Annotated in this window: 34 protein-coding genes; 17 read left to right on the forward strand and 17 right to left on the reverse strand. The window is 69.3% G+C overall.

What is annotated here, in order from left to right:
- Positions 1 to 83 precede the first annotated feature (83 nt).
- The 10 genes from ACOOE8_RS17665 to ACOOE8_RS17710 form a co-directional block, all read right to left on the reverse strand.
- Complete coding sequence (locus tag ACOOE8_RS17665) at positions 84 to 350, reverse strand: flagellar biosynthetic protein FliQ (RefSeq protein ID WP_420392712.1); 267 nt, start codon at positions 348 to 350, stop codon at positions 84 to 86.
- Between the two features lie 4 nt (positions 351 to 354).
- A complete protein-coding gene (flgD, locus tag ACOOE8_RS17670) occupies positions 355 to 756 on the reverse strand; it encodes a flagellar hook assembly protein FlgD (protein WP_420392713.1) in 402 nt (133 codons plus the stop codon).
- 27 nt (positions 757 to 783) lie between these two features.
- Positions 784 to 1,398, reverse strand: coding sequence for a flagellar biosynthesis repressor FlbT (flbT, locus tag ACOOE8_RS17675; RefSeq protein WP_420392714.1), 615 nt, complete (start codon positions 1,396 to 1,398; stop codon positions 784 to 786).
- The gene (gene flaF, locus ACOOE8_RS17680) at positions 1,395 to 1,745 is read right to left on the reverse strand and encodes a flagellar biosynthesis regulator FlaF (protein WP_420392715.1); all 351 of its coding nucleotides are present in this window, start codon (positions 1,743 to 1,745) and stop codon (positions 1,395 to 1,397) included. The genes flbT and flaF overlap by 4 nt, the downstream gene beginning before the upstream one ends.
- Positions 1,746 to 1,755: 10 nt before the next feature.
- Entirely contained in the window at positions 1,756 to 2,793 is a 1,038-nt protein-coding gene (locus ACOOE8_RS17685; protein ID WP_420392716.1) for a flagellar hook-associated family protein, read from the reverse strand.
- Positions 2,793 to 4,178, reverse strand: coding sequence for a flagellar hook-associated protein FlgK (gene flgK, locus ACOOE8_RS17690; RefSeq protein ID WP_420392717.1), 1,386 nt, complete (start codon positions 4,176 to 4,178; stop codon positions 2,793 to 2,795). Before flgK ends, ACOOE8_RS17685 begins: the two co-directional genes overlap by 1 nt.
- A gap of 9 nt (positions 4,179 to 4,187) precedes the next feature.
- The gene (locus ACOOE8_RS17695; RefSeq protein WP_420392718.1) at positions 4,188 to 5,624 is read right to left on the reverse strand and encodes a flagellar hook protein FlgE; all 1,437 of its coding nucleotides are present in this window, start codon (positions 5,622 to 5,624) and stop codon (positions 4,188 to 4,190) included.
- Between the two features lie 117 nt (positions 5,625 to 5,741).
- Positions 5,742 to 7,106 carry a FliI/YscN family ATPase gene (locus tag ACOOE8_RS17700; protein WP_420392719.1) on the reverse strand — a complete coding sequence of 455 codons (1,365 nt, stop codon included), beginning with the start codon at positions 7,104 to 7,106 and terminating at the stop codon, positions 5,742 to 5,744.
- A gap of 359 nt (positions 7,107 to 7,465) precedes the next feature.
- Entirely contained in the window at positions 7,466 to 8,188 is a 723-nt protein-coding gene (gene flgF, locus ACOOE8_RS17705; RefSeq protein ID WP_420392720.1) for a flagellar basal-body rod protein FlgF, read from the reverse strand.
- Positions 8,189 to 8,974, reverse strand: coding sequence for a DUF1217 domain-containing protein (locus tag ACOOE8_RS17710; RefSeq protein WP_420392721.1), 786 nt, complete (start codon positions 8,972 to 8,974; stop codon positions 8,189 to 8,191).
- Between the two features lie 204 nt (positions 8,975 to 9,178).
- Here ACOOE8_RS17710 and motA point away from each other — a divergent pair, with 204 nt between their 5' ends.
- The 6 genes from motA (at position 9,179) to flhB (ending at position 14,628) form a co-directional block, all read left to right on the forward strand.
- Entirely contained in the window at positions 9,179 to 10,105 is a 927-nt protein-coding gene (gene motA, locus ACOOE8_RS17715; protein ID WP_420392722.1) for a flagellar motor stator protein MotA, read from the forward strand.
- Positions 10,106 to 10,109: 4 nt separating this feature from the next.
- Positions 10,110 to 11,036, forward strand: coding sequence for a flagellar motor switch protein FliM (locus tag ACOOE8_RS17720; protein WP_420392723.1), 927 nt, complete (start codon positions 10,110 to 10,112; stop codon positions 11,034 to 11,036).
- Positions 11,017 to 11,886, forward strand: coding sequence for a hypothetical protein (locus ACOOE8_RS17725; RefSeq protein ID WP_420392724.1), 870 nt, complete (start codon positions 11,017 to 11,019; stop codon positions 11,884 to 11,886). The genes ACOOE8_RS17720 and ACOOE8_RS17725 overlap by 20 nt, the downstream gene beginning before the upstream one ends.
- 254 nt (positions 11,887 to 12,140) lie before the next feature.
- Positions 12,141 to 12,467, forward strand: coding sequence for a flagellar motor switch protein FliN (gene fliN, locus ACOOE8_RS17730; protein ID WP_420392725.1), 327 nt, complete (start codon positions 12,141 to 12,143; stop codon positions 12,465 to 12,467).
- 2 nt (positions 12,468 to 12,469) lie between these two features.
- A complete protein-coding gene (locus ACOOE8_RS17735; RefSeq protein ID WP_420392726.1) occupies positions 12,470 to 13,489 on the forward strand; it encodes a flagellar motor switch protein FliG in 1,020 nt (339 codons plus the stop codon).
- A 56-nt stretch (positions 13,490 to 13,545) separates the two neighbouring features.
- Complete coding sequence (gene flhB / locus ACOOE8_RS17740) at positions 13,546 to 14,628, forward strand: flagellar biosynthesis protein FlhB (protein ID WP_420392727.1); 1,083 nt, start codon at positions 13,546 to 13,548, stop codon at positions 14,626 to 14,628.
- A 32-nt stretch (positions 14,629 to 14,660) separates the two neighbouring features.
- On the opposite strand, the gene ACOOE8_RS17745 is transcribed toward flhB, so the two are convergent.
- Positions 14,661 to 15,962, reverse strand: coding sequence for an MFS transporter (locus ACOOE8_RS17745; protein WP_420392728.1), 1,302 nt, complete (start codon positions 15,960 to 15,962; stop codon positions 14,661 to 14,663).
- On the opposite strand from ACOOE8_RS17745, the gene ACOOE8_RS17750 reads away from it, so the two are divergent.
- The 11 genes from ACOOE8_RS17750 (at position 15,944) to fliP (ending at position 22,645) form a co-directional block, all read left to right on the forward strand.
- On the forward strand, positions 15,944 to 16,252 hold the full coding sequence (locus tag ACOOE8_RS17750; RefSeq protein WP_420392729.1) for a TetR/AcrR family transcriptional regulator: 309 nt from the start codon (positions 15,944 to 15,946) through the stop codon (positions 16,250 to 16,252). The two genes, ACOOE8_RS17745 and ACOOE8_RS17750, sit on opposite strands and share 19 nt — an antisense overlap.
- Positions 16,253 to 16,563: 311 nt before the next feature.
- On the forward strand, positions 16,564 to 16,929 hold the full coding sequence (locus ACOOE8_RS17755; protein WP_420392730.1) for a flagellar basal body protein: 366 nt from the start codon (positions 16,564 to 16,566) through the stop codon (positions 16,927 to 16,929).
- Complete coding sequence (gene flgC / locus ACOOE8_RS17760) at positions 16,926 to 17,357, forward strand: flagellar basal body rod protein FlgC (RefSeq protein WP_420392731.1); 432 nt, start codon at positions 16,926 to 16,928, stop codon at positions 17,355 to 17,357. Before ACOOE8_RS17755 ends, flgC begins: the two co-directional genes overlap by 4 nt.
- Positions 17,354 to 17,650 carry a flagellar hook-basal body complex protein FliE gene (locus ACOOE8_RS17765; protein WP_420392732.1) on the forward strand — a complete coding sequence of 99 codons (297 nt, stop codon included), beginning with the start codon at positions 17,354 to 17,356 and terminating at the stop codon, positions 17,648 to 17,650. The genes flgC and ACOOE8_RS17765 overlap by 4 nt, the downstream gene beginning before the upstream one ends.
- Before the next feature lie 77 nt (positions 17,651 to 17,727).
- Positions 17,728 to 18,516, forward strand: a complete 789-nt coding sequence (gene flgG / locus ACOOE8_RS17770) for a flagellar basal-body rod protein FlgG (RefSeq protein WP_420392733.1) — start codon at positions 17,728 to 17,730, stop codon at positions 18,514 to 18,516.
- Complete coding sequence (gene flgA / locus ACOOE8_RS17775) at positions 18,513 to 19,040, forward strand: flagellar basal body P-ring formation chaperone FlgA (RefSeq protein WP_420392734.1); 528 nt, start codon at positions 18,513 to 18,515, stop codon at positions 19,038 to 19,040. Before flgG ends, flgA begins: the two co-directional genes overlap by 4 nt.
- Positions 19,037 to 20,164 carry a flagellar basal body P-ring protein FlgI gene (gene flgI / locus ACOOE8_RS17780; RefSeq protein ID WP_420392735.1) on the forward strand — a complete coding sequence of 376 codons (1,128 nt, stop codon included), beginning with the start codon at positions 19,037 to 19,039 and terminating at the stop codon, positions 20,162 to 20,164. Before flgA ends, flgI begins: the two co-directional genes overlap by 4 nt.
- A 35-nt stretch (positions 20,165 to 20,199) precedes the next feature.
- Positions 20,200 to 20,661, forward strand: a complete 462-nt coding sequence (locus ACOOE8_RS17785; protein ID WP_420392736.1) for a MotE family protein — start codon at positions 20,200 to 20,202, stop codon at positions 20,659 to 20,661.
- Positions 20,658 to 21,377, forward strand: coding sequence for a flagellar basal body L-ring protein FlgH (locus ACOOE8_RS17790; RefSeq protein WP_420392737.1), 720 nt, complete (start codon positions 20,658 to 20,660; stop codon positions 21,375 to 21,377). The genes ACOOE8_RS17785 and ACOOE8_RS17790 overlap by 4 nt, the downstream gene beginning before the upstream one ends.
- Positions 21,377 to 21,877, forward strand: coding sequence for a flagellar basal body-associated FliL family protein (locus ACOOE8_RS17795; RefSeq protein ID WP_420392738.1), 501 nt, complete (start codon positions 21,377 to 21,379; stop codon positions 21,875 to 21,877). Before ACOOE8_RS17790 ends, ACOOE8_RS17795 begins: the two co-directional genes overlap by 1 nt.
- Positions 21,878 to 21,892: 15 nt before the next feature.
- The gene (gene fliP, locus ACOOE8_RS17800; RefSeq protein WP_420392739.1) at positions 21,893 to 22,645 is read left to right on the forward strand and encodes a flagellar type III secretion system pore protein FliP; all 753 of its coding nucleotides are present in this window, start codon (positions 21,893 to 21,895) and stop codon (positions 22,643 to 22,645) included.
- An 856-nt stretch (positions 22,646 to 23,501) separates the two neighbouring features.
- Here fliP and ACOOE8_RS17805 read toward each other — a convergent pair.
- The 6 genes from ACOOE8_RS17805 to rplF are packed head-to-tail and all read right to left on the reverse strand — an operon-like array spanning position 23,502 to position 26,302.
- Entirely contained in the window at positions 23,502 to 23,945 is a 444-nt protein-coding gene (locus ACOOE8_RS17805; RefSeq protein ID WP_420392740.1) for a DMT family transporter, read from the reverse strand.
- Positions 23,946 to 24,005: 60 nt separating this feature from the next.
- Positions 24,006 to 24,500, reverse strand: a complete 495-nt coding sequence (gene rplO, locus ACOOE8_RS17810; RefSeq protein WP_420392741.1) for a 50S ribosomal protein L15 — start codon at positions 24,498 to 24,500, stop codon at positions 24,006 to 24,008.
- A gap of 1 nt (position 24,501) precedes the next feature.
- On the reverse strand, positions 24,502 to 24,732 hold the full coding sequence (gene rpmD, locus ACOOE8_RS17815; protein ID WP_420392742.1) for a 50S ribosomal protein L30: 231 nt from the start codon (positions 24,730 to 24,732) through the stop codon (positions 24,502 to 24,504).
- A complete protein-coding gene (gene rpsE / locus ACOOE8_RS17820) occupies positions 24,732 to 25,367 on the reverse strand; it encodes a 30S ribosomal protein S5 (protein ID WP_420392743.1) in 636 nt (211 codons plus the stop codon). Before rpsE ends, rpmD begins: the two co-directional genes overlap by 1 nt.
- Before the next feature lie 42 nt (positions 25,368 to 25,409).
- Positions 25,410 to 25,772, reverse strand: coding sequence for a 50S ribosomal protein L18 (rplR, locus tag ACOOE8_RS17825; protein WP_420392744.1), 363 nt, complete (start codon positions 25,770 to 25,772; stop codon positions 25,410 to 25,412).
- Positions 25,769 to 26,302: a 50S ribosomal protein L6 gene (gene rplF / locus ACOOE8_RS17830; RefSeq protein WP_420392745.1), complete on the reverse strand. Its 534-nt coding sequence runs from the start codon at positions 26,300 to 26,302 to the stop codon at positions 25,769 to 25,771. Before rplF ends, rplR begins: the two co-directional genes overlap by 4 nt.
- Positions 26,303 to 26,310: the final 8 nt, after the last annotated feature.

The following is a 26,310-nucleotide window of genomic DNA, read 5'->3' on the forward strand; positions in this document are numbered from 1 at the left end:
CACGCCCCAGTTGTTTGACGCGGACGCCTCGCGGTCAAGGACCATCGTCGGCGCACCGCGTGAGGGCGGCCGCGTCCCCCTCGTCAGAAGCCGGTCGCGATCCTGCCGTAGACCTCCTCGGTCATGGCGTAGATGTGCGCCCCCATGAAGGTCGCTGACACCGCCGAGACGACGAGGATCGCGATGATCTTCGGGATGAAGGTCAGCGTCATCTCCTGGACCTGCGTCAGCGCCTGGATCAGCGAGATCGTCACCCCGACGACCATGGCGGCGACGACGGCGGGAGCCGAGGCGACCAGGACGGTGAAGATCGCGCTTTGCACGAGATCGATGGCGTCGACTTCGCTCATCGCCTCAGCCGACCGTCATGCCGTCGCCGAACGGCAGCACGCGGCCGTCGGTGAGGATCGCCTGGCTTCCGTTCGCGGTGATCTGCACCTTCTCCACCGTACCGGACGCGCCGTCCGCGGTTGTGACCGTGCGTCCGATGAGGCTGCCGGCGTCGCCGAGGGCGTTCGCCGTCATCATCGCCTCGAGCTTCTTGTTGGTCAGGATGTTCTGCTCGACGTTGGAGAACGTGGCCAGCTGGGCGATGTACTCGGTGTCGCTCATCGGCTCGAGCGGGTCCTGGTTCTGCATCTGCGTCACCAGAAGCTTCAGGAAGGCGTCGTAGTCGAGGGTCGGCGTGGTGCCGGGCGCGACGACGCCAGAGGAGGGACGGGTGTCGGTCGGGCCGACCGCGGCGATGGAGGTCATGGTGCGCTCCGTACGAGGTGGGATGGGCTACTGGAGCCGGCTGATGGGGGCTGAACGGGCGTGCTCCTCGCCCCTTGCCAGCAACACGGGCTCGATGGCGTCCGGCGGGACGTCCGTACGGCCCGCCTCGCCGACGCCGGGCGCCTGGCCCCGCTTCGGCCGGGTCCCGCGGGCGGGCACCGGGCGCTCCGCGTCGGGCCCGACGCCCATGAGCTCGGCCTCCTCCGCGAACAGGCCGCGCAGGGTCCTCAACGCGTGGAACGGACGCTCCGCGCTGACCTGACGCATCGCCTCCTGGATCCCATCGCGAAGGAACTGCGAGCGGAAGACCGTCGCAAGGTCCACCGCCATCGCCTCGAACAGGGCTCGGCTCGCCGGCGCGTTCGCCGGATCCATGAGCATGGCCTGGACCACGAAGTAGAGCTGGCGGATGGGCGTTTTCGTGTCCTCCACCTGGAGGACGTGGTTCTCCAGGAGGAACGTCGCGTCGTTGAGGAGCTCGAGCGTGACCTTGCGGTCGACCTTGAGGACTGCGCCGTTGAGGAACAGCCGCTCGCCGGCCCGCAGCGAGATGTGCATGGGCCGCGGGCCGTCGCGCAGCGCCTCACCGGCCTTGGCGGAGCGTCGGATCGGGTTGGTCATCGTGACAGTCCTTCGCGCACGGTTGCGTTGATGTCGATGAGCGGCGACCAGTCGCTGCGGCGGCCGGCGATGATGGCGTCCGCCTCGCGCATGACCCACAGCCCGATGGAGATGAGGTTCGCCTTCAGCTCGTCGGAGAGGTCGTTGCCGGGGTGCGTGAGGTCCTTGATCAGGTAGCCCCACAGGAGCTGGACGTGTCGTGCTGCATTCCGGCTTTGCCGACCGTCGCAGGGTGAAGCGTGGGCCGCGTTCATCAGCGCGATCGCCATGTCGAAGGCCTCGCGCTCCTCCTCGCGTCCGACCGTGCTGCTGCCCTGGTGCACGTCGGCATACATGCTTGCTGTCAAGTTGAACTCCCTATGCGTAGTTGAGGATCGACAGCCTCGAAAGTTGATTGGTCAGCGCGTAGCTCATCTCTAGTTGCGTGGTGAGGAGGTCGATGCGCACCTTGGCCTCGACCGGATCCGCACCCTCGAGCTCGGCGATCTTCGTCGTCAGGATGTCGCGCGACAGGCGCAGCCGGCTGTCGGCCTTGTCCACCGCGTTCTCCGCGAAGCCGAGCTTGGCCTTCAAGGCGACGACCTCGGTGATCGCGCGGCCGACGACGAGGCGTGCCTCCTCGACGACGACCTCGCGGACCGATTCACTCAGGCCGGAGAGGTTGAGCGCTGCGACCATCGAGAACCCTTGGGCGAGCGTGCGGATGGCCTGTTCGTTGGCGTTCGTGCCAGTCTCGAGCCATTCGGACGGCGCGATGCGGCTTTGCATGTTCCCGGAGGAGGCCGACGACCACGCGATGTCCCACCCGGTCAGATCGAACTCACCGGCAAACTCGTTCTGCAGGAAGTCGCGCATGTCGGAGGGGTCGATGGTGGCGACGGCCGGGTCGTAGGCGGACATGCCAAACTTCGCCTGGAACTGGAGATCGATGGAGGTGCGTGCGCCGTCGTCGAAGCGCCGCATGGGAGGCTGTTGCGTGCGCTGGCCGCCGAAGAGGTAGGAGCCGCCGTCGGACGCATTCAGCCGATCCGCGAAGCGGTCGAGCGAGGACTGCGCCTGGATCGTCAAAGTCCTCGCCGATGCGTTCCCCGGTGGCAGCGCGACCAACGCGGACATCATCTCCGAGGCGACGGTCTCAAGGTCGGCGAGCGCGGACTGCGTCATCGACAACCGCGCCGCGGCGGAGGCGTTCGACGTGATGAGCGTCTCGACGAGCGCGAGGTCGATGCGGCTCGAGACGGTGTGGCCGGTCGCCGAGCCAAGCGCCAGGCCGACGTCGGCGTGACGTTGCGTGGCCACCTCCTTCGTACGGTCGGTGAGCTCGGTCTGCAGTCGGGTGATCTGCGACCGGGGCGCGTCGCGCAGCGCCGCCGTGGAGATGTAGCTCGCGTGCATCAGGCGATCCTCAGGAGGCTGTCGAACATCTCATCGATGATGGAGAGAAGGCGGGCGGAGGCGGCGAAGCTGCGCTCGATGGCGAGCTGCTGGGCGTACTCGTCGTCCATGTTGACGCCGCTCGCCCGCGACAGGGCGTCGGAGGCGCCGGACAGGATGGCCCGCTCCTTGGCAGCGACGTCGCTCGCGGACGCGCGGACCTTCTCGAGCCAGCCCACCGACCCTGAGGCGAAGTCGCGCAGCGTCGACGCGCCGGAAAGCTCCGCCTCGATGTCCCACGAGACGATGGCATCGAGGTCGCGGCCGAGCTGCAGCAGCCTGTCCGGGTACGCGGCGTAGCCGTTCGTGTTGCCCGATCCGTCGCGCAGGTTCTCCACGGAGCCGCCCTGGGCCGGATCGACCCCCGCCGCGACCTTGATGGTCCCGGCGTGGTCGGGCGCCCCGCCGGAGGTGAACAGGCTGCCGGTGCCGTCCTCGAACGTGTCCACAAGCACGCGGGCGATCTCGTCCAGCTGCCGGCGGTAGGTGGGAGCGATGTCGTCGCGGACACGCGCGTGGCCGACGATGGCCCCCGAGCGCGACGGCATCGGCGCGTCCGCACCGGTCACCGGCATGCCGTCGACGAGGACGGTCCCGCCCATCGTGTCGGCGGTGTAGACCGACGTTCTGCTGAAGGAGACCTCGCGCGCGGTCTGGTCGAACAGGGTGATGCCGCCGTCGGTGAACAGGGCGACGTCGCCGCCGTCCCGCTGGAGCGTGGACACACCGAGGTGGATCGACATCTCGGCGACGATGGCGTCGCGGCGATCCTGCCACAGCGTCGGATCCTCGCCGGCCGCGACCCTCTTGCGCACCGCCTGGTTCGCCTCGTCGAAGTCGCCGAGGAGACGGTTCACCTCGGCCACCCCATCGGCCATCTCGCGGTCGGCGCGCTCGCGCAGGAGGTTGAGCTCGCTCGCGGCGCGGTTCAGGGCGTCGGAAAGGTCACGGGCGCGCTCCACGACGGTCTGGCCGAACAGCGGATCGTCGGGGGCGTTCGCGTAGTCGGCGAGGGCAGCCTGGAGGTTGCCGATGCGCGCCGCCGGCGAGACGCCATCCTCGGGGTCTCCGACCGTGTCGGCGAGCACGGCGAGGTGCGCGAGCACCACGTCTGCCCCCGCCGTCGCGCTGGTGGCCGCGATCATGCGCGTGTAGAGCGCCGAGTCCTCCGCGCGCCGCACGCTGGCGACGTGGACGCCGCCGTCGAGTGTGGTGACCAGCGTGGCGATGGCACGCGAGCGGGTGGGGTCGCCCGCGGCCGCGATGTTGCGGCCCGACAGGGCGATCTGTTGCTGCGAGGCGATCAGCGCCTGCCGCGCAACGTTGGCCGCAACGTCGAGGCTCATGACGGGCCCTTAGCGCTTGAGGTTCATGAGGACTTCCAGGAGCTCGTTGCCGGCCTGGAAGCTCTTCGAGTTCGCGGTGTAGGCGCGCTGGGCGATGATCATGTCGGTGAGCTCGGACGCGAGGTCGACGTTGGACTGCTCGATGGCGCCCACCACGAGCGAGCCGTTGCCCGCGTCGTTGGGCAGCGCCACGCGCAGGTCGCCCGACTCCGGCGTCACCCGGTAGACGTTGCCGGGGAGCGGCTCCATCTGGTCCGGGGAGGGGACGTTGGCGAGCGGCAGGCGATAGAACTCGACCTCCGAGCCGTCCTCGTAGAGCGCGAACACGCGACCGTCCGCCGACACCGTGACGTCCTGGACCGTCGCCGGCGCGTTGCCGTTGATCGCCACCTCGAGGGGCTCGAACTCCGCCGCGAGCTGCGTCGTGCCGGTGATGTTGAGCTCAAGCAGATCCTCGGCGTCCGGCAGTGCGATGGACAGCATCGCCTGCTCGGACGGGTTGGCAAGATCCACCGGCGAGGTCGTCGACGGGCCGCCGTTCTGGTCGAACGTGGTGATCTGCATGATCGAACCGTTGGTCGGATCGAAGGTGACCTCAGCCTTGGCGAGCCACGCCTCGCTCGCCTGGGGCTGACCGAGCGGCGGGTTCGGCAGGGAGTACGGGAAGTCGCTCTCGAACGCCGGGTTGCGGGTCGACTGGTCGTAGACCACGACCTCCCACCTCGGATCGGTGCCAGCGATGGGGTCGTAGTCCTGGATCTTGGTCCAGTAGACGTCGAGGGTCTTCTCGCGGCCGAGGTCGTCGTACGCGATGACGGAACTCTTGACGGTGAACGACACGTCGACCGGATCGCCGTTGGTGTCGCCGCCGTTGCTGCCGGGTGTGGAGGTTACGCCGGGCGTGCCGGAGTTGTCGACGACCGGGGAGGACTCGTCGAGGTTGGCGCGGTAGACGCCCGAGGTGGACGGGGTCGCGCGCATGTTCATGTAGTCGAGGTTGACCGGCTCGAGGCCGGCGGTGTCGTTCAGCGTGATCACCGGCTTCTGGCCGTCGACGGACGGGAAGCCGAGGAGGGCGAAGCCGCCGGCGTTGACCAGGTTGCCCGACTGCCCGTCGACGACGAACGAGCCGGCACGGGTCAGGAAGTGGCCGCCGTTCCTGTCCTCGACCACGAAGAAGCCGTCGCCCTGCACCGCAAGGTCGGTCTTCGACAGCGTGTAGGACAGGGCGCCCTGCCGCGACACCTCGTAGTGCACGTTGGCAGCGACTGCTCCCGACGAGTACTCGCCGGGGCCGGCCTCGAGGATCAGCGAGGAGAACGCGGTGTCAGCCCGCTTGTAGCCGACGGTGTTGGCATTCGCGATGTTGTCGGCGACGGTGGCGAGCTTGTAGGACTGGGCTTCCATCCCGGAAACGCCAGTGCGCAGGATGTTGTAGAGGCTCATGGACTTCCCTTCTCTGGGCGTCTTCCTGGATGGACGCGGTCGGTGCTGAGCCGCCGCGCTGTGGACGGGCGAGCCGTCCGGGGCACACGCATTCTGTTTTGCACGCGTCTGCTTGTGTCAGGCTGAGGTTGCGGCCCTGTCGTTCGCCGAGCTGCCGCCTGCACCGCGCGCCGCGAGGAGCGCCGCAAGCTCGGCGAAGGCGTCCTCCGACTTCGGCGCCGTCGGGGGCTGCGCCATCGCATCGTAGAGCCGCGGGACGATCTCCACCGCGCGGTCGAGGTCGGGATCCGACCCCGGCTTGCCGCCGCCGAGCAGGCGCAGGTCGCGCGTGTCCTCGTAGCGGGCGATGAGCGACTTCAGGCGCCTAGCGAGCTCCAGCTCGTCGGGGCGGAACGCGCGGTCGGCGAGGCGTGACAGGGATGCCAGCGGATCGAGGGACGGGTAGCGCCCCGCCTCCGCGATGGCGCGCGACAGCACGATGTGTCCATCGAGCGTCCCTCGGGCGGCGTCGGCCACGGGCTCGTCGAGGTCGTCCCCGTCCACGAGGACAGAAAGGACCGCGGTCACGGATCCGGCGCCATCGGCACGACCCGCGCGCTCGACCAGGCGCGTCATGTCGGAGAACACGGACGGAGGGTAGCCGCGCGAGACCGCGGGCTCACCCGCGGCGAGCGCGACGTCGCGAGCCGCGTGCGCGAAGCGCGTCAGGCTGTCCACAATGAGGAGGACGCGCCGTCCGGCGTCGCGGAAGTGCTCGGCGATCGTCATCGCGGTGAGCGGCGCCAGACGCCGCATCATCGGCGTCTCATCGCCGGTGGCGACCACGGTCACCGTACGATCGCGGTGCGCGGCGAGCGGCCCCGACAGCATCTCCGCAACTTCGCGGCCGCGTTCGCCAACGAGGGCAGCAACCACCACATCGAAGCTCGACGCCGCTGCGATCATGCCGATGAGCGTCGACTTGCCGACGCCCGAACCTGCGAACACGCCGACGCGCTGCCCCTCGACGAGCGGCGCAAAGATGTCGACGGCGATCACGCCGGTGCGGAGCGCCCTGGTCAGCGGCACCCTCGAGAGGGGACGCGGCGGATCGCGGTCCACTCCCCGCACCGCTCCGGCGGGCAAGATGCCTCGGTCGTCGATGGGGCGGCCCAGCGCATCGACCACCCGGCCGAGCCAGCCCTGCGATGGGCGCAGCGCCACTCCCCCATCGAGCGTTGCGCGAGCACCCAGGAAGGCGCAGGAGCGACGCTCGTAGGGGGCCGCCACCACGTACTCGCGGTCGATCCGCACGACCTCCGCTCGCGCCGTCCCGTCGCGATGCTCGATGAGGAGCTGGTCGCCGAGCGCGGCGTGGTCTGAAAGCCCGCGAACACGGCGCTCCGACGCCGTCGCTCCAGCGACCACACCCGACAGCCTTACCGCCGGCGCCGTGTGCGCCGAGACGACGTCGGCGAGCCGTTCCAAGCTGGGCATGGTCATCCCCTCCCCCCAAAAGCCGTCCCCGGACGGGGCCGCGGTTCGCGCTCGTCGGACGCGGGTACGCGCCCGACACGACGCGGGGCTCGAGGCCGCCGCCACGCGCGCCTCCCGTGGACGGCGCGCGCGAACCCAGGGTACATGTCGGGCGAGCCGACGATCGACGGAGCGTCCATACCGGACGCGCAGCCGGGGCTCGGGCCCTCGATGGCAAGCGACTGCCCCGAAACAAGGCCGCTCGACCTCACACCGGACGGGGTTGCCGTGCCCGGACCGTCCCGCGGACGCGAGCAAGCCCTCGATCGGCGACGGCGAGTTAGATGCAGGCGGACAGCCCGGAACGAGCCTTGGAACGCTCAGACTTACTCGGCGCCAAGGGTACGCACGGCGCGCGACAAGGCCTCTTCACGATCACCGACGACGCGCGTTGCGCTGTCGAACGCGCGTTGGATCTCAATGAGTTCGGTGATGGCCTTGATCGGGTTCACGTTGGAGCCCTCCCGATAGCCTTGGCGCACGCCGTTGGTCACGCGATCGACGACCGGTTCGCCTGGCGCGTCGGACCGGAAGGCGGCGTCGCCGTAGCGCGTCAGACGCGCATCCGCACCGAGGGTGAAGAGGCCGAGCACGCCGACGTTGCGCCCATCCTGGCGCATCGTCCCGTCGGCGCCGATGGCGATCGGACCGCCGGCGGCTGCGACCTGGATCGGCGCGCCGCCCTCGTCGATGACGCCGTGCCCCGTCAGCGTCGTGAGGTCGCCTTCGGGGCTGACCGTGAAGCGACCGTCCCGGGTGTAGGCGACGCCCTCGGGCGTCTGCACGCCGAACCAGCCGTCGCCGACGACAGCGACGTCGAGCGCATTGCCGGTGCGCTCCACCGCTCCGGCCGTCCGCTCGATGTGCGTGGCGCCGACGGCGGCAAAGTTCACCCGGGCCGCGTTGTAGTCCGACATGACGGTGTCGAATTTCACCGTCTCGGCACGGAAACCGCCGGTGCGCATGTTGGCGACGTTGTTCGCCAGCGTCGCCAACCGGGCCTCCATGGCCATCTGACCGGACAGCGAGACGTAGAGATCTGATGCCACTTAGGCACCTCCCAGACGCAGGGCCTGAAGGGACAGGGCAAGGTCCAATGACACGGTTTGGCGCGTCGCCCCCCCGACGGCGAAGAGGTTGAGGATCGGGTCGCGGCCGACGCCTTCGGTCGCGTCCCACATGGCGGTGAACCTTGCGAGGAAGCGGCGCAGGGCGTCGGCGTCGGAGAACTCCTGGAGGTCGACGCGCGCCTCGATGACCGCCGCCTGACGATCGATGTCGGCCGCGGCGAACTCCTTCGGCAGGCCGAGCGTCGTGCGCACGACCTGCGAAAGCGCCTTGTCGGCGAGGATGTCGTAGGGTGAGGCGATCGACGGCGCCATGCGCTCGAAGTAGAGGGCGAGACGCACGCCCTCGCCGTCGTTCGCCCCGGCGTCCAACTCCATCGTCTGGCGCACGAAGCGGTCGACGACGGCCTGGCCGGTGGCCGTGCGCGTCATCGTGTCAGCGCCGAACCGGGCGAAGTCGAAGGCCCGAGCGAACTCCTTGATGCGGGGATCGGTGGTGCGGTTGCCGAGGGAGGTGGGATCGCCCATGCCCTCCTCGAGGATGCGGCGCATGTAGCCCTTGGCGAAGGCCATGTCCTCGAGCCCGAACGCGATCATCGCGGTCTTGAACAGGCGGGTGTCGGCGAGGAACTCGTCGATGGACGAGATGGTCTCGCGGTTCTTAAGGTAATGCGCGCTCTCGAGCTTCACCGGGCCGCGGCTCGCCGTGATGGCGAGCGAGCGCTCGATGTTCGACGAGATCAACTTGTAGCTCACTGCGACGGACATCGTTCATCTCCTGTGTGGGGCGCCGCGTGCCTCCTTTCGTTCGCTTGCCCGTGGCGCCCGAGCACCATGGTCCCGTCCGCTTGCGCGGGGCTTTGCACATCCCAGCGCCCCCTCGCGATCACACGAAAGCTCCTATGCCGACAGCCTGGGGCAAGGTTGTGCGCGCTCTATCGGCAGCGCACCGCCTCAACGGGAGATGAGCTCTTGGCTGTCATATTGGGTCTTGTCATCGGGCTCGGCTCGATGCTCGGTGGCTTCATGGCGATGGGGGGCAAGCCCAGCGTCATCTGGCAGCCGTTCGAGTTCGTGATCATCTTCGGCCTCGCCATCGGCATCTTCATGGTCGCCAATCCCATCAAGATGGCGAAGAAGACCGCCGGCGCCATCATGGACGGCGCACTCAACAGGGAGCCCAAGCGCAAGGACCTGCTGGAGCTCCTCGGCGTCCTGTTCGCGCTGATGCGCGATCTGAAGGCCAAGCCGCGCAACGAGGTCGAGGCGCACGTCGACAACCCGCAGGAGTCGGAACTCTTCAAGAAGTTCCCGACGATCCTGAAGGACCAACTCCTCCTGAACTTCATCTGCGACTACGTTCGCCTGATCCTCATCGGCAACGCCCGCGGCTTCGAGATCGAAAGCCTGATGGATCAGGAGATCGCGACGATCCGCAAGGAGAAGCAGAAGCCGGCGGCCTCGCTGTCGGAGATCGCCGACGCCCTGCCGGCGATCGGCATCGTCGCCGCCGTCCTCGGCATCGTCAAGGCGATGGGCGCCATCGACCAGTCGCCGGAGATCCTCGGCGGCCTGATCGCCGCGGCGCTCGTCGGAACCTTCATCGGCATCTTGTCGTCCTACGCGTTCTTCTCGCCCATGTCGACGAAGATCAAGACGGTCCGCGAGAAGCAGATGAAGCCGTTCCTGATCACCAAGCAGGCGCTTCTCGCCTACATCAATGGTGCCATGCCGCAGATCGCGCTCGAGCATGGCCGCAAGACGATCGAGGCGGACTACCGGCCGACCATCGACGAGGTGGAGGCAGAGGCCCTTGGCGGCAGCAGCGCCAACGACGACGCCGCCAAGCGGACCGGCGTCGACGCCGCCAAGCGGCGTGTCACGGACAAGGCGGCCTGACGCCATGGCAAGCAACGTCACCACCGCCGTGTCGGACCGGCTGCTCGACGCCGCCGGCCTGCAGATCGATCGGCTGCCGATGCTGCCGGTCATCTTCGACCGCGTCGCCAACGCCTGCGCCGAGCAGATGCGAGCGATCGCCGCCTCGCCGTGCTACTTCTCCATGAGCCACGTGGAGCAGGGGCGCATGGGCGAGATCCTCGAACCCTACGAGGCGAACGCGGTCACCGCGATCCTCGAGGTCCCTGAGTGGGACAGCGAGGTCGTCATCGGCTTCGACCGCGACTTCATCTTCACGATCGTCGAGGTGATGTTCGGGGCCGACGGCAACGAAGCGCCCGAGGAGGACGGACGAACGTTCTCCAACATCGAGATGAAGGTCTGCGCGAAGCTCGCCGAGATGATCGGCCAGATCCTGACGCAGTCCTTCGCCGTGGTCACCAAGGCGACCTTCCGTGTGGCGCGGCTCGAGACGCGCATGCACTTCGCCGTCATCGGACGGCGCACGGCGCAGGCCGCGGCCGCGAAGTTCCTGGTGCAGGCCATCAATCGGGGAGGTGAGATGTTCATCATCCTGCCCTACGCCGGCCTACAGATGGTCCGTCGCGCGCTCGGCTCCTCGGCTGCGAGCGAGCCTGGCACGCGCGATCCCGAATGGGTGCGGCAGATGAAGGCCGGCGTGACGCGCGCCGACGTCAAGCTGCGCGCCATCCTCGCCGAGCAGCAGATCACGCTCGGCGAGGTCGCGGCGCTCGCGCCGGGCATGGTCCTGCCGCTGTCCGTGACGCCGAAGACCCCCATCAAGCTGGAGGCGAACGCGCAGCCTCTCTTCTGGTGCCAGCTCGGCCAGGCGGACGGGCTCTACAAGCTACGCATCGACGACGTGTTCGACCCCGAACAGGAGTTTTTGGGTGATCTCCTCAATCATTGACATGGTCCTCCTCGCTGCGCTCGCCGGCACGTCCGCGGCGGTGCTTCTGATGTACCGCAGGCTTCGGCGCTTCGACGCGTTGCAGGGCGAGGCCGCGCGCGAGTTCGCTCGCTCGGCCGACGCCCTCGACAAGGCCCGCGCCGCGATCGCCGGCCTCCATGATGAGGGGGGCGGCCTAGCCGTGACCCTCGCCGGACGCATGAACGAGGCGCGCCTCGTGTTGAACGAGATCGAGGACGCCACCGAGCGTACGCGGGCAGCGTTCGTCGACATCGTGGAGCACGGCAGCGATCGGCCGAGCCCGCCCCGACGGCCTGCCGCAACTGACGAGGCCATGCCGTCGCCGGTCGCAGAGGCGCAGTTGCAGCCGACGGCGGTGAAGGAGCCGGTGGCGCAAGCGAGCCTTGCCCCGAGCAAGCCCCTCACCGCTGAGGAGCCTCGAGCACCGTCGGCCGCCGAGCGCATCCGTGATGCGGCTCGGGCTCGCATCGCAGCTGCGAAGGAGCGAGGTGCGCATGTGCTCACCGCGTCGACCCCCGTCCCGCCCTCGCACGCGACGCTGGGGGCCTTCCCGGCGGTCCGTCAAGCCGCCGAACGCGTCGGGCCGGGCCTCAACATCGCGAGCGGGCCAACCGCCGCGGCGTCACGCCCGTTGGCCCCGGACGCCCTCTCGTCGCTGCCCGTGGGCTCCGCCACGGTGCTCGTCGGCCCCAACAAGAGCCGAGCGGACGACCTAGAAGACGGCTGCCTTGGGGACGGCCTTGCCGCGGCCGCGCTCGCCGGACGGCAGCTGGCGAAGGCGACCGCGCTCACCTGGAGCGACCTCGCAACCGCTGCCCGCACCGCCTGATCGTCGTTCAACCGGTCGGACGAGGTCCAGAGCCAACCACCGGCAGCTAGGCGACGGACAGGCGCTCCCTTCGCCGAGGGCTGCCGCGAGCGACCGTCCACAGGTTGAAGGCGGGCGCCATCGATCCGGGTCCGCCCGCGCGGCGGACAGACTGACCTCACCAACGTCCGCCGTCGCAAGGACGTCGGAGGCGAACGATGCCAAGGGCCCGATGACGGGTCCGTCCCATAAACCTGAGCAAGACGAGGACAACGATGTCTGACGGCGAGAGCAACGGCAAGGCCACGCGTCCCACGGCCAGCCGCAACGAAGGGCCGGGTGAGCCTTCCATCGACACCATCCTGCGCATCCCGGTCAACTTGCAGGTGGTGCTAGGCTCGGCGACGATGCCCGTCGCCAACCTCATGAAGCTCGGCCGTGGCCAGGTGGTGGCCCTCGATCACCGCGTCGGCGAGCCGGTCGACATCGTGGTGAACGGACGCATCATCGCTCGTGGTGAGGTCGTCGTCGTCGACGACGACTCGTCCCGCTTCGGGGTCTCGCTGACCGAGATCGTCGGCCCGGCGGCCGGCGAGGGCTGATCGTGGCAAGCGCACCTGTCCTCCACACGAGGCCGCTCACCGGCGTCGAGAAGGTCGCGACCGTGCTCATGACCATGGGTCAAGGGGCGGCGGGCGAGATCATGAAGCACTTTGACCCCTCCGAGTTGCGCAAGGTGACCCACGCGATGGCCGAGCTGCGGCCGGTGTCCGTGCAGCAGATCGAGGATCTCGTCGAGGAGTTCCTCGAGCAGTTTGGCCTTGGCACCCACCTCGTCGGCGACAGCGCGACGGTGCAGAAGATGCTCGCGGGCATCCTGCCACCGGATCAGATCTCCGACATCATCGCCGAGATGGAGGGTCGCGCGAACCAGTCGATCTGGGACAGGGTCAGCACCATCTCAGAGGCGTCGCTGACGCCCTACCTGCTCAACGAACATCCGCAAACCGCTGCGCTCATCCTGTCCAAGCTGCACCCGCAGACGGCCGCCCGGGTGATGGGTGAGTTCCCGAAGAACGTGCGCGATTCGGTCGCTCGGCGGATGCTGTCGACCAAGGCGGTCGTCGACGACGGGTTGCAGCTCGTCGAGAAGGCGCTCCACGAGGACTTCATGGTGAACCTCTCCCTCGCCCGCGGGGGCGACAGCCACGCGCGCATGGCCGACATCATCAACAAGATGGAGCGCGAGCAGATGGAGGGCGTGCTCGACGGTTTGGCGAACACCCATCCGAAGTCGGCCGAGATCCTGCGCTCGCTGCTGTTCACGTTCGACGACATCGTGAAGCTCGGTCCCAAGGCGCTGACGACGCTGTTCGACGCGGTGGACAACGGCGAGCTCGTCCTCGCGCTGAAGGGCACGGACGGAAAGTTCCGCGGCCAAGTCCTGTCCTGCCTCGCCGGGCGCACGCGCCGCATGGTTGAGCAGGAGCTCGAGGCCGGCGAGCCTGCGACCCAGCGAGAGGTCAACGAGGCACGGCGCAGGATCACCGACCTCGCCCTCGCCATGGGCCAGCGCGGCGAGATCGACCTCACGACCGGCGACGACGACACCCTCGTCCAGTAGTGCGCGCGGCTGCCGGGCAGGTGCGCGCGAGGATGAGTTCGGACAAGGACTGACCCATGTCGGACAAGCCGGACAGCTCCGAGCGCACCGAGGAGGCAACTCCGAAGAAGATCGAGGACGCCCTCGCCAAGGGCCAAACCCCGTTCTCGCGCGAGGCGCCGGCCTTCGCCTCGCTCCTCGGCTTCCTCGTCGTGCTTGGGCTGTTCGCCTCTTCGCAGGTCGCCGAACTCGTCGGCACGTTGGCCCGCGTCCTCGACAACGCGGCCGCGGTCGACCTCACCGACGGGGCGGACGTCAGCGCGGTCCTGCGCCAGCTCTACGTCGCCGCAGCAGTCTTCACCCTGCCCATCGTCGCCCTCCTCGCCGTGTTCGGCGTCGCTGCTGCCTTCGCGCAGGCTTCGCCCCGCATCGTCGGCGAGCGGATCCGACCGAAGCTGGAGCGCATCTCCATCGGCGCGGGCGCAAAACGCATGTTCGGGAGTCAGGGGTTGGCCGAGTTCCTCCGCGCGCTGTTCAAGTGCGCCGTGATCGGCGCCATTGCCGTCTTGCTGCTGCGTGGCGAGGTGCCGACGGTGGTTCGAGCGGTGTTCGTCGACCCGACGCACCTCCCGGGTCAGATCCTTGCGATCGCCGTGCGCCTGCTGTCCGCGATCTGCGCCGCAACCATCATCCTCGTTGCTGCGGACCTTGCTTGGACGCGCATCAAGTGGCGCCGCGACCTCAGGATGACGCGGCGCGAGCTGAAGGACGAGCTCAAGCAGTCCGAGGGCGATCCGATCCTCAAGGCGCGCCTCCGGTCGGCGCAGAAGGACCGCTCGCGCCGCCGCATGCTGACCGCGGTGCCCCAGGCGACCGTGGTCATCGCCAACCCGACGCACTTCGCGGTGGCGCTCGCCTACGAGCGCGGCGCCGGCGGCGCACCCCGGCTCGTCGCCAAGGGGGCCGACGCCGTCGCACTGAAGATCCGCGAGATCGCCGCCAACAACGACGTTCCTGTGGTCGAGGATCCGCCGCTGGCGCGCGCGCTGTACTACGCGGTCGAGGTCGACCGGTTCATCCCTGAAGACTTCTACCGCGCCGTCGCACAGGTGCTTTACTTCATCTACTCGAAGGACGCCGACGCAGCGAAGCCCGGCTAACCCGCACCCTGAGGCCTCGCTCGAGGTCCGGATCATCCGGTGGCGAGGCGCTCCGACGGGCGGACGATCGCGCCAGCGAGCTGCACGACGCCGGCGAAGAGGCCGACTGCGACGCCGATCCGCCAGGCGAGGTCGTACGACCCCGACGCGGTGAACACGAGTCCGCCACCAAAGGCGCCGACGAAGCTGCCGAGCTGATGACCGAAGAACGCGACGCCCTGCAGCATCGCCTGCCAGCGAAGGCCGAACATGTCGACCACTGCCCCCGCGACCAGCGGCGATACGCCGAGCCAAAGGAAGCCCATGGCGCCGGCAAACAGGATCGTGGAGCCCGGTGTCGGCGGCAGCGTAAAGTACCACGTCAGGACGAACGAGCGCAGGATGTAGATGCCCGCGAGCAGCGCCAGCTTGTTGAACCGACCTCCTGCCCAGCCGAAGAACAGGCTGCCGAGGACGTTGAACGCGCCGATGGTGCCGAGGGCAGAGGCGCTCAGCATCGGATCCATGCCGCAAAGCTGGAGGTAGGCCGGCAGATGCGTGGTGATGAAGACGAGCTGCATGCCGCAGACGAAGTAGGCGCACGCCATGATCACGAAGGAGGGCTCGCGCGAGGCGAGACGCAGCGCGTCCCCCGCGGATCCCGCGAACCCCGCCGCGCCGGACGGCACGGCGACGCGGTCCGAACGCCCTGCAAGCCAAGCTGCCGGGATCATCAGCACCGCGAGGCACAGGAAGCCCACGACCCCGAGCCTCCACCCGTGCTCCGCCGCGAGGAACTGTCCGATCGGCGCGGCGACCATGGCACCGACCGAGCCCGCCGCCGAGACGATCCCGAGCGCGAGGCTGCGCTGCGCCGGGGATACCACCTTCGCCGTGATCGCCATCGCGATGGCCGGACCCGCGCAGGACATCGCGACGCCGATCATCCCGCCAGCGCCAAGCATCACCGCCCAGCGACCGTCGGCCAGCGCCAGCAGGACGAGACCGCCGATGTACAGGACGCCCCCAACGATCAGGATTGGGCGGAACCCCGTGCGAACACTCAGTGCGCCGACGAACGGCTGGGTCAGGCCCCAGATGAGGTTCTGCGCCGCGATCGCAAACGTGAACTGCGCAATCGACATGCCGATGTCGATCGAGACCGGCACCATGATGATGCCTAGGCTCTGCCGGATGCCCATCGCAAGGGAAAGGATCGTCGCAGCGGCGGCGATGATCAGGACCGTCCCCGGCAAGCGGACTCTCGCATACGCCCCTCTTCGGTGATCAGCGCATCCTGACGACGGCCGGTCGGCTGTTCTACGGTCGCGCATCCTTGCAACCGGGGTCGACACGATTCGGCATCAGCAAGCGAACACTCTACAACCACTTCCCGTCCAAGGACGCGCTGGTGCTCGCCTCTCTCGGCGAGAGGTTCGATGGACGAGGCGCCGGACACCCCGCCCCTCGAAATGATCCTCAACGACTTCGACCGGATCGAGCGCGCGATGGCTCGGGGCAACTTTCGTGGCTGCCCCTTCGTCAACGCCGTCAGCGAGAACGGCAAAGATGTTGCCGTGCGCGACGTCGGGTTCAAGGCGCAGCGGCGCGAGCGGCTGACGCGGACTCGCGCGGACCGGCGTGAGCGACCCGACAAACCGCGGCAGACCGCGATCCTCCTCGAAGAGGCGATCGCCAGCGGGCTCGTCACCGGCGACGCAGCGTTCGTGACCACTGCGCGCAAGATGGCATGGCGTCTCATCGTGACGCGACGGAGCCCAGCGGGCCTGCAGCATCGCCCGCAGACCAAGCGGCGCATAGCAGCTAGTCCGCCGACAGCCCCGCACAAGCCGTTATCCGTATCGTGCCCCCGTTCGAGGACGAACGGAGAGAGCGATCCCGATGATCGTCGGAGCCACCCCTGCCCCCTCGGCGGCCAGTTCGCCGCTGCACGTTATGGAACTCGCCACACGCCGCGCCGACTGGTCGGCGACGCGCCAGGCGGCCATCGCCGGCAACGTCGCGAACGCCAACACGCCGGGCTACCGCGCACGCGACATCGAGGCGTTCGTCTCCGAGCCGCACAAGTCGCGCCTCCAGATGGTGGCGACGCGCGCCGAGCACCTGACCCTCACGCCCCTCGAGCTGTCCGCAGGCGACGTCTCCCGCCGCGACGGCTGGGACATGACGCATTCCGGCAACGACGTCTCCCTCGACGAGCAGCTCATGAAGGCCGACGAGACCGCGCGCGGGCACCAGATGTCACTGTCCGTGCTCGGAGCCTTCCACCGCATGCTCCTGCACTCGGTGAGCTTCCGATGAGCGGCGGCGCCGATCCCCTCGCCATGGTGTCCCGCCTCGCGGGCGCCGGGCTCGAGGCCCAGTCCCATCGCCTGCGCATCGTGTCGCAGAACATCGCGAACGCCCAGTCCACCGGGTCGACCCCCGGCGCCGATCCCTACCAGCGTAAGACCGTCGTGTTCGGCGCCGAACTCGACCGCGAGGTCGGCGCGCTGTCGGTCCGCGTGAAGGCGACGTCCGTCGACGACGCGCCCTTCGTGCTCCGTCACGACCCCCAGCACCCCGCGGCGGACGCCGACGGCAACGTCAAGCGGGCGAACGTGAACCTGCTGACCGAGATGGCGGACATGCGCGAGGCCAACCTCTCCTACGAGGCGAACCTGCAGATGATGAAGCGTGCCCGCTCGATGATTTCGATGACCATCGACCTTCTGAGGAGCGGATCATGATGAACGTCACTCCCGTCGGCGGGGCTGCCACGACGCGAGCCGCAGGCGTCGGCGCGATGGCCGGCGGCCCCGCGACGGACAACTTCGCGGCCATGTTCGAGAAGGTCGCGGTGAACGCGCGCAACGCGATGCAGGCCGGCGAGGCAGCCGCGATCAGCGGCATCAACGGCGACACCTCGGTGCAGAACGTGGTGCGCGCCATGATGACCGCCGAGCAGCAGCTGCGCGCGGCCGTGGCGGTGCGCGACCGCGTGGTCGCCGCCTACCAGGAGATCGCGAGGATGCAGATCTAGGCCCGCCGTCACCCGTCCGACGGGGCGCCCGACGCAGGCCCCCCGGCCCGACCCGCAGCATCTTGAAGGAGCGCCCCATGAAGGCCCTCGCCATCGCCGCCACCGGCATGAGCGCGCAGCAGACCAACCTCGAGGTGATCGCCAACAACGTGGCGAACATCAACACGACGGGCTTCAAGCGCGCCCGTGCCGAGTTCGCCGACCTCATCTACCAGACGGACCGCGCCCAGGGCGTGCCGAACCGCGGCGGCGAGCTCCCCGTGCCGGAGGGCACGCGCATCGGGCTCGGCGTCCGCACCATCGCCGTGAGGAACCTGCACGAGCAAGGCTCGCTGAAGGGCACCAGCAACCCGCTCGACCTTGCCATCAACGGCGACGGCTGGTTCCAGGTCTCCGGGCCGGAGGGCGAGACGCTCTACACCCGGTCCGGTGCCTTCAACCTCGGTCCGAACGGCGAGATCGTCACCCTCGACGGGTACCTCGTCGAGCCTGGCCTCAACGTCCCACAGGACGCGGTCGAGGTTGCGATCAACCAGTCCGGCGAGATCTTCGCGCGCCTTGCCAACGAGGTTGAGCCGCAGCTCCTCGGCCAGATCAGCCTCGCGACCTTCGCCAACGACGCCGGCCTCGAGGCGCTCGGCGACAACCTGTTCCGCGAGACCGCGGCGTCCGGCCAGGCCGCCACCGGCTTCCCGTCGCTGGAGGGCCGCGGCAGCATCCAACAGGGCTACCTCGAGGCCTCCAACGTCGACGCGGTCAAGGAGATCACCGAGCTCATCTCCGCGCAGCGCGCCTACGAGATGAACTCAAAGGTCATCCAAGCGGCCGACGACATGGCCTCCACCGTCGCCAAGGGCATCCGATGATGGCGCGGGCACGCACCCTTGCCGCGACGCCGTCGCCCAAGTCGGTGTTGCCCCGCGCGGCAGCGGCGACGGCGCTCGCCATCCTTGCCGCCACGCTTGTCGGCGAGGCGCGAGGCGCCGAGGGCGCCAACGCTGGCGGGCTCCTGCCGGTGCCCGCGTTCACCATCGAGCAGGGCGAGGTCGTGTCGGCGGACATGCTGACGGAGAGGCACTTCTACTTCGATCCGAACCGACCGCTCAGCGTCCTGACCGACCCGGCGCGCGCCATCGGCAGGGAGGCCCGTCGCACCTTGCCGGCCGGCAAGCCGATCCCGGCGAGCGCCTTCCGCGCCGCGAAGCTGGTGCACCGCGGCAGGCCGACGGAGGCACGCTTTCGCATGGGCACCCTCACCATCACGGCGACGGTCCTGCCCCAATCCGACGGCGGCGTCGGCGACCTGGTGCGGGCGCGCAACGTCGATTCCGACCGCACGGTGTCGGGCATCGTCGCCATGGACGGCGCGATCGAGGTCAGCGCTCCATGAGGACGCCCGCCGGTCTTGCCTCGATCGGGGCTGTCGTCCTCGCGTTCGCCCTCGCCACCGGCATGCCAAGTGAGGCGCGCAGCAGCGCGCGCATCAAGGACATCACCACCGTCCAGGGGGTGCGCGACAACCAGCTCATCGGCTACGGGCTGGTGATCGGCCTGCAAGGCACCGGCGACACGCTGCGCAACGCGCCCTTCACCGAGCAGGCGCTGAAGTCGATGCTCGATCGCATGGGGGTTGCGGTGCGCGGCGTGCCCCTGCGCGCGCAGAACGTCGCCGCCGTCACCGTCACGGCGACGCTGCCACCCTTCGTCGGCGTCGGCTCGCGCATCGACGTCTCGCTGGGCTCCATCGGCGACGCCACGTCCCTACGTGGCGGCACGCTCGTCGTCACCCCGCTGACGGGGGGCGATGGGGAAGTGTATGCCGTGGCGCAGGGACCGGTCGCGGTCTCCGGCTTCAACGTCGAGGGCGAGGCGGCCCGCCTCACCCAGGGGGTCGCCACTGCTGGACGGATCGCCAACGGCGCGCTCGTCGAGCGCCGTGTCCCCGGCTCGCTCGAGGGGCTCGACACGCTGGTCCTTGAGCTGAACAACCCGGACTATCGCACCGCCGCGCTCATCGCCGACGCGATCAACGCGTACACCGAGCGGCGCTGGGGCGCACGCATCGCCGCTGAGCGGGACCTGCGCACCGTCGTCCTCCACAAGCCGCAGAAGGTCGGCGCCACGCGCTTCCTGGCCGAAATCGGTCAGCTCGCGATCACCGCGGACGCCCCCGCCCGCGTGGTGGTCGACCAGCGCACCGGCACGGTCGTCATCGGCCAGAACGTTACGGTCTCGACCGTGGCGCTGTCCCATGGCAACTTGACGTTGCGTGTCGAGGAGAACCCCGTGGCCGTCCAGCCCGATCCGTTCTCCCTCGGCGCAACCGTGGTTGAGCCCAACACCTTCGTTGCCGCCGAGGAGGACGGGGGCCAGCTCGCCGTGGTGCGTGGCACGGACCTTCAGACACTGGTGCACGGGCTCAACCGCATCGGCCTGAAGCCGACGGACATCATCGCGATCCTCGAGACCATCAAGACCGCAGGCGCCCTCCAAGCAGAGCTCATCGTGCAATGACCGTAAGCCTTCGACGAGCGGCCCTGGCCGCGCTCATGATCGCGCCGTCCGCGGCGCTCACTTCCTCGCCAGCCGCAGCGCAGGACGCTGCGTCGACCGCGGCAGCCTACTGCACCAACCTTGCCGACGAGGCGGCGGACGCGCGCTACGTCAAGAAGCTCGCCCGCCTCGAGGAGGCTGAGCGCCTCGTGGGCGAGCGCCTCGCCGCGCTCGAGGAGAAGCGCAAGGAATACGAGGACTGGCTGACGCGCCGGCAGGAGTTTCTCACCCTCGCGGAGGAGAACCTCGTCGCGATCTACGCCGGGATGCGCCCTGACGCGGCCTCCGAGCAGCTGGCGGCGATGAACGAGCTGCAGGCGGCCGCCGTCATCGCCAAGGTCGCGCCGCGGACCGCGAGCGCCATCCTCAACGAGATGGAGACCGACACCGCGGCGCGGATCGCCGCCATCATGGCCGGCCTGTCTCGTGGTCGGGCCCAAGAAGGGACCTCCTCGTGACCCGCATCCGCTCGCTTATCGTCGCGACCGCCCCGGGGCTGGCGCTCGCCGGGTGCGTCGGCACGCTGCCGCTCGTCGAGCCGCCCCTTTCGCCCATCGGCGACGGACTGAGCGTCCACAGAACCGCGTTGCCCGCGACCGTCGACGTCCACCTGGCGAACGACCCGAGCTCACTCTACGGCCGCCGCTCGCGTGAGCTCCTCACCGACGTGCGCGCCGGCAACGTCGGGGACACGGTCACCATCGTCATTCAGCTCGACGAGCGCGCCGAGTTCGAGAACGAGTCGGAACGCGAGCGCCGCTCCGATGCCGCCCTCGACTTCAACATCTTCGCCCGTGGGCGCGGGTTCGATGGCCCGGAGGGCGCGGCGGAGGCCGAGGCGGACGGCTCCGTCGGCTCGTCCTCGCGCTACCGTGGCACCGGTGCCATCGACCGTTCCGAGCGCCTGTCGCTGCGGGTCGCCGCGCTCGTCATCGAGGTTCTGCCCAACGGCAACCTCGTGATTGCAGGCAGCCAGGAGATCCGGGTCAACGACGAGGTGCGCGTCCTCAGGGTCGCGGGCATCGTCAACCCGCTCGACGTCACCCGCAACAACGATGTGGACTACGCCCGCATCGCCGAGGCGCGCGTCTCGTACGGCGGCCGCGGTCGCCAGAGCGAGGTCCAGTCGCCGAACTGGGGACAGCAGCTCTACGACAGGGTGGTGCCGTTCTGATGGCCGCGGACGCAGAGGCCGCGACGGTCGTCGGGGAGAAGGGCGGCATGGTGGCGACCGTGATTGCGCTCGCCGCGGTCACGCTGCTCGGCGGCGCCGCGGGAGCGGGCCTCGGCGTGCTCCAGGCCGATCGCATCGCCACCATCGCAACCAAGCGTGCCAACGAGGCGCCGGTCGCCACCGAAAATGCCCTCGCCTGGGACACGTCGACCACCGTCGCCCGGCTCAACCCGGTGATCGTCAACCTTGCCGCCCCGCGGGGCGCGCGCATCCGCCTCGACACCGCCATGGTGTTCGATGTCGACGCCGTCGACGACGTCGAGCGCATGAAGGCGACGCTGGCGAACTCGATGGTCGCGTTCCTGCGCACGGTCTCCGTGGGCGAGCTCACTGGCGCGTCCGCGTTCAACTACCTGCGTGACGACCTCAACGAGCGCGCCAAGGTGGCCTCCGGCGGCACCGTGAGCGAGCTCCTCATCGAAACGATGATCCTGCAGTAAGGACCCCAGCCGAACATGACGTTCCGCTCCTCCACACGGCACCTCGTCAGCGCGGCCGCGGCGCTGCCCCTCGTCCTCCTCGCAGGCGCGGCCGCCGCCCAGGAGCTCGACCTGTCCGCGCTGCTGCCGGACGGCGCGGGATCCGCCTCGGGGCGCATCGTACAGTTCGTCGCGCTGATCACCGTGCTGTCCCTCGCGCCGGGCCTCCTCATCATGGTGACGAGCTTCACGCGGATGATCGTCGCGCTGTCGTTCCTGCGCACGGGGCTCGGTCTTCAGACGACGCCGGCCAACATCGTCGTCATCTCGCTGGCGCTCTTCATGACGTTCTACGTCATGGGGCCGGTGTTCGACCGGGCCTGGCAGGACGGCATCAAGCCGCTGACGCAGAACGAGATCACCGAGGAGGAGGCCTACGCGCGCGTCACCGAGCCCTTCCGCGAGTTCATGCTGGAACACGTGCGCCCGCGCGACCTCGAGCTGTTCGCCGAACTTGCCGGCGTCGAGGTGACCGCCGAGGAGGCCACCGAGCTGCGCATGCTCGTGCCGGCGTTCATGATCTCCGAGCTGAGGCGCGGCTTCGAGATCGGCTTCCTGATCCTCCTTCCGTTCCTCGTCATCGACCTCATCGTGGCGACGCTCATCATGTCCATGGGCATGATGATGATGCCGCCCACCGTCATCGGGCTGCCGTTCAAGGTCCTGTTCTTCGTCCTAATCGACGGCTGGAACCTCATCGTTGGCTCGCTGGTCCGCTCGTTCGCCTGAGGCAGGCGAGCGCAGGTCGGTCGCACCAAAAGACCGCGGTTCGGGTCGACGGGGAGCGGTCGCTCATGGAAGGCGGAACGCCCGCAGTTGACCGGCAGCGCCACGGCGGTCACGAACGCTGCATGTCGGCGCAAGGAACGCCCGCGACCGCGGGCGACCTCGTCCGGCTCCGCGTGTCAATGGGGCGACCAAGCGGACGTTGCGTCAGCGCCGCACCGCGACACAGCCGTAAGGCTTAAAGCCGTGTGAGCCGTCCGGAGCGACCGTGCGGCGGCAATGACGGACGATCATCCCGCTAGAGCGGTTTGGGGTGAGGTGGAACCACCTAACCCCAAAAAGACCGCGCTTAATCAAGGAGCTAGAGCATCTTATCTGGGTCTGAGGAGACCCAGGTTGCACTAGACCTCACGTCCAAGCCAGCGCTGGCGCCATGTCCGACACGGCGCCTTGGTCGCGTCGTCCGCGAGCCGCTCCGCGGGCGCCACGACGAAGGCCTCGTCCCCGTCGACGTTGGCGCAGATCGGATGGCCCTCTGACCGGGTTCGACGCTGCCCGTCCGACGCCACGCGCGGACCCATGCACCGGCCGTCGCGATCCCGACTACGAACCGGCGCACCGCCTCGTGGGTCGACGGGCCGCCCTCGGTGGCCTCCGCGAGATGTCGCCGCAGATCAAGACCCATCGCCCGTCCCAGGCCACCCTCCCGAGGCAATGGGAGGACAGCGAACCAGAGCGGGGCTTGCCAACCGCCATGCCTTGAGGATGGTTGAACCTGCTCCCGCCGCATCGGGCGCAAGCCGCTCGGCGCGGCTGCGATCCTCCTCCGCCGGCGTCCCGTGCCATCGAGGGCGCTGCGTCATACCGGGCGGCGTGCGAGGAAGACGCCGACCGCCATCAGCGCGACACCACCCGCCCGCTTCCACGACATGGGGACCTGCGGCGCCCCGAACAAGCCGAAGTGGTCGATCACTCCCGCAGAGACGAGCTGGCCGAGGATGACCAGGAAGACTGCGTTCGCGACGCCGATCCGCGGCGCGGCGAGCGTGATGGCGATGATGTAGAGCGCGGAGAACAGCCCTGCAGCGTAGCCGATCGTCGGCCACGGCCACGTGATGCCGCCGCGGGGCGGGCCAGCGAACGCGAACACGCACAGGACGACCGCACCGCCGACGAGCAGCGTGATCGCGCTGGCGAGGAAGGCGGTCCCCATGCGCGCGCCGAGGATGCCGCTCATCGCAGCCAACGCCGGGACGCCGAGCCCGGCGACGAACGCCAACCCGGCGTAGAACACGTGGCCCATCGCAGCCTCGTTCGCGCCGCCAGCCCCGGGCCGCGTGGCCGCCCCGCCGTCCCCCGAGCGCTACGCCTTGGCGTCCTGCGCCGGCTTCGGTGCGGGAGGCGCGAGCACGTTGAGCGTCCCGCCGGCCTTCTCGATCGCCTCGCGCGCGCCCTTCGACGCGCCGGCGACCGACACCGTGAGCGCCGTCCAGACGTCGCCGTCGCCCAGCACCCGCACGCCGTCCTTGGCGCGGCGCAGGATGCCGGCCGCGACCAGAGTCTCGGCCGTCACCGGCGCGGACGGGTCGATCCGCCCCGCGTCGACCGCGGCCTGCAGCTTACCGACCGAGACGATGTTGTAGTCCCGCGCGAAGATGTTGTTGAAGCCGCGCTTGGGCAGCCGGCGGTGGAGCGGCATCTGCCCACCCTCGAAGCCCTTGATGGCGACGCCCGAGCGGGACTTCTGCCCCTTCACGCCGCGGCCCGCGGTCTTGCCCCGCCCCGAGCCGATGCCGCGGCCGAGCCGGCGCTTGGGCTTGTTCGCCCCCGGGTTGTCCCTGAGATCGTTCAGCCTCACGTCACGCCTCCACAATGCGCACGAGGTGCTGCACCTTGGCGATCATCCCGCGCACGGCGGGCGTGTCCTCCAGGGTGCGGCGGCGATGCATCTTGTTGAGCCCGAGGCCCTTCAACGTCGCCCTCTGCTCCTGCGGCCGTCGGATCGGCGAGCCGACCTGCTCAACCGTGATGACCGGGCGGCCGACCGACCGCGCCGCCTCGGCCCCCTTCGTCACGCGATGGTCCGGCATCACGCCATCTCCACGTTGGCCTCGCCCCCGGCGGGCGTCTCCGTCGCGTCCGCCTCGAGGGGCACGTCGGTGCCGGCGTCGCGACGACGGGCCTGCAGCGCCGAGACCTTGATGCCACGGCGTGCTGCCACCGAGCGCGGCGAGTCCTGGTCCTTGAGCGCCTCGAACGTCGCCCGGATCATGTTGTACGGGTTCGACGAGCCGAGCGACTTCGCGACGATGTCGTGCACGCCCAGCGTCTCGAACACCGCGCGCATGGGACCGCCGGCGATGATGCCCGTGCCTGCGGGCGCTGCCCGCAGGAACACCTTGCCCGCGCCCCAGCGGCCACCGACATCGTGATGCAGCGTGCGCCCCTCGCGCAGCGGCACGCGGATCAAGGTGCGCTTCGCGCCCTCGGTCGCCTTGCGGATCGCCTCGGGCACCTCACGCGCCTTGCCGTGACCGAAGCCCACGCGCCCCTTGGTGTCGCCCACCACGACGAGCGCAGCGAAGCCGAACCGCCGACCGCCCTTCACCACCTTCGCCACACGGTTGATGTGGACGAGCTTGTCGGTGAACTCGTTGTCCTCGTCGTCGCGATCGCGATCGCGGCCACGTCCGCGGCCCCGTCCTCCACGATGATCGTCTGCCATAACACTCCCTTCCCGGCCGTTCGGTCGCCCGCGTGCCGAGCCTTAGAACTCGAGGCCGCCCTCGCGCGCCGCATCCGCCAGCGCCTTGAGCCGCCCATGATAGAGCCGTCCGCCGCGGTCGAAGATCACCCGTTGCACGCCTGCCTCCCGGGCGCGCTCGGCGATCAGCGCGCCGACCCGGGCGGCCGCGGCCGTGTCCGCGCCCGTCCTCAGCTCGTCGCGCAGCGCCTTCTCCAGCGTCGACGCGGCGGCCACCGTGCGCCCGGCCGCATCGTCGACCACCTGGACGTAGATGTGCCGCGAGGAGCGGAACACCGACAGCCGCGGTCGTCCGTTGGCCGCCTTCCGCAGCTGACGGCGGACGCGCGCGGCGCGACGCTCTGAGCGAATGCGTTCCCGGCTCACTTCTTCTTGCCTTCCTTGCGCACGACCGTCTCGTCCGCGTACTTCACGCCCTTGCCCTTGTAGGGCTCGGGCGGACGCCACTTGCGGATCTCGGCCGCGACCTGACCCACGCGCTGCTTGTCGATCCCGGAGACGACGATCTCCGTCGGCTTCGGGCACCTGATGTCGATCCCCGCGGGGATCGGATACCTCACATCATGGCTGTAGCCGAGGGCGAGCGTCAGGTCCTTGCCCTGCACGGCGGCGCGGTAGCCGACGCCGTTGATCTGCAGCGCCCTGGTGAAGCCTTCCGTCACGCCGGTCACGAGGTTCGCCACCATGGTGCGCGACAGGCCCCACATGGACCGCGCCTCGCGCTCCTGGTTGACCGGGTCGACCTTGATGCCGTCGTCGGTCATCGCAACCGTGCACCGGTCGGGGACGGTGAACGACAGCTCCCCCTTCGGGCCCCTTACGGTGACGGTCTGGCCGTCGATGTTGGCGGTGACGCCCTGGGGGACGGGCACCGCGAGCTTGCCGATCCGGCTCATTTCGCTCT

The organism is Acuticoccus sp., assembly GCF_965213555.1.
In the GTDB taxonomy this organism is placed as follows: Bacteria; Pseudomonadota; Alphaproteobacteria; order Rhizobiales; family Amorphaceae; genus Acuticoccus.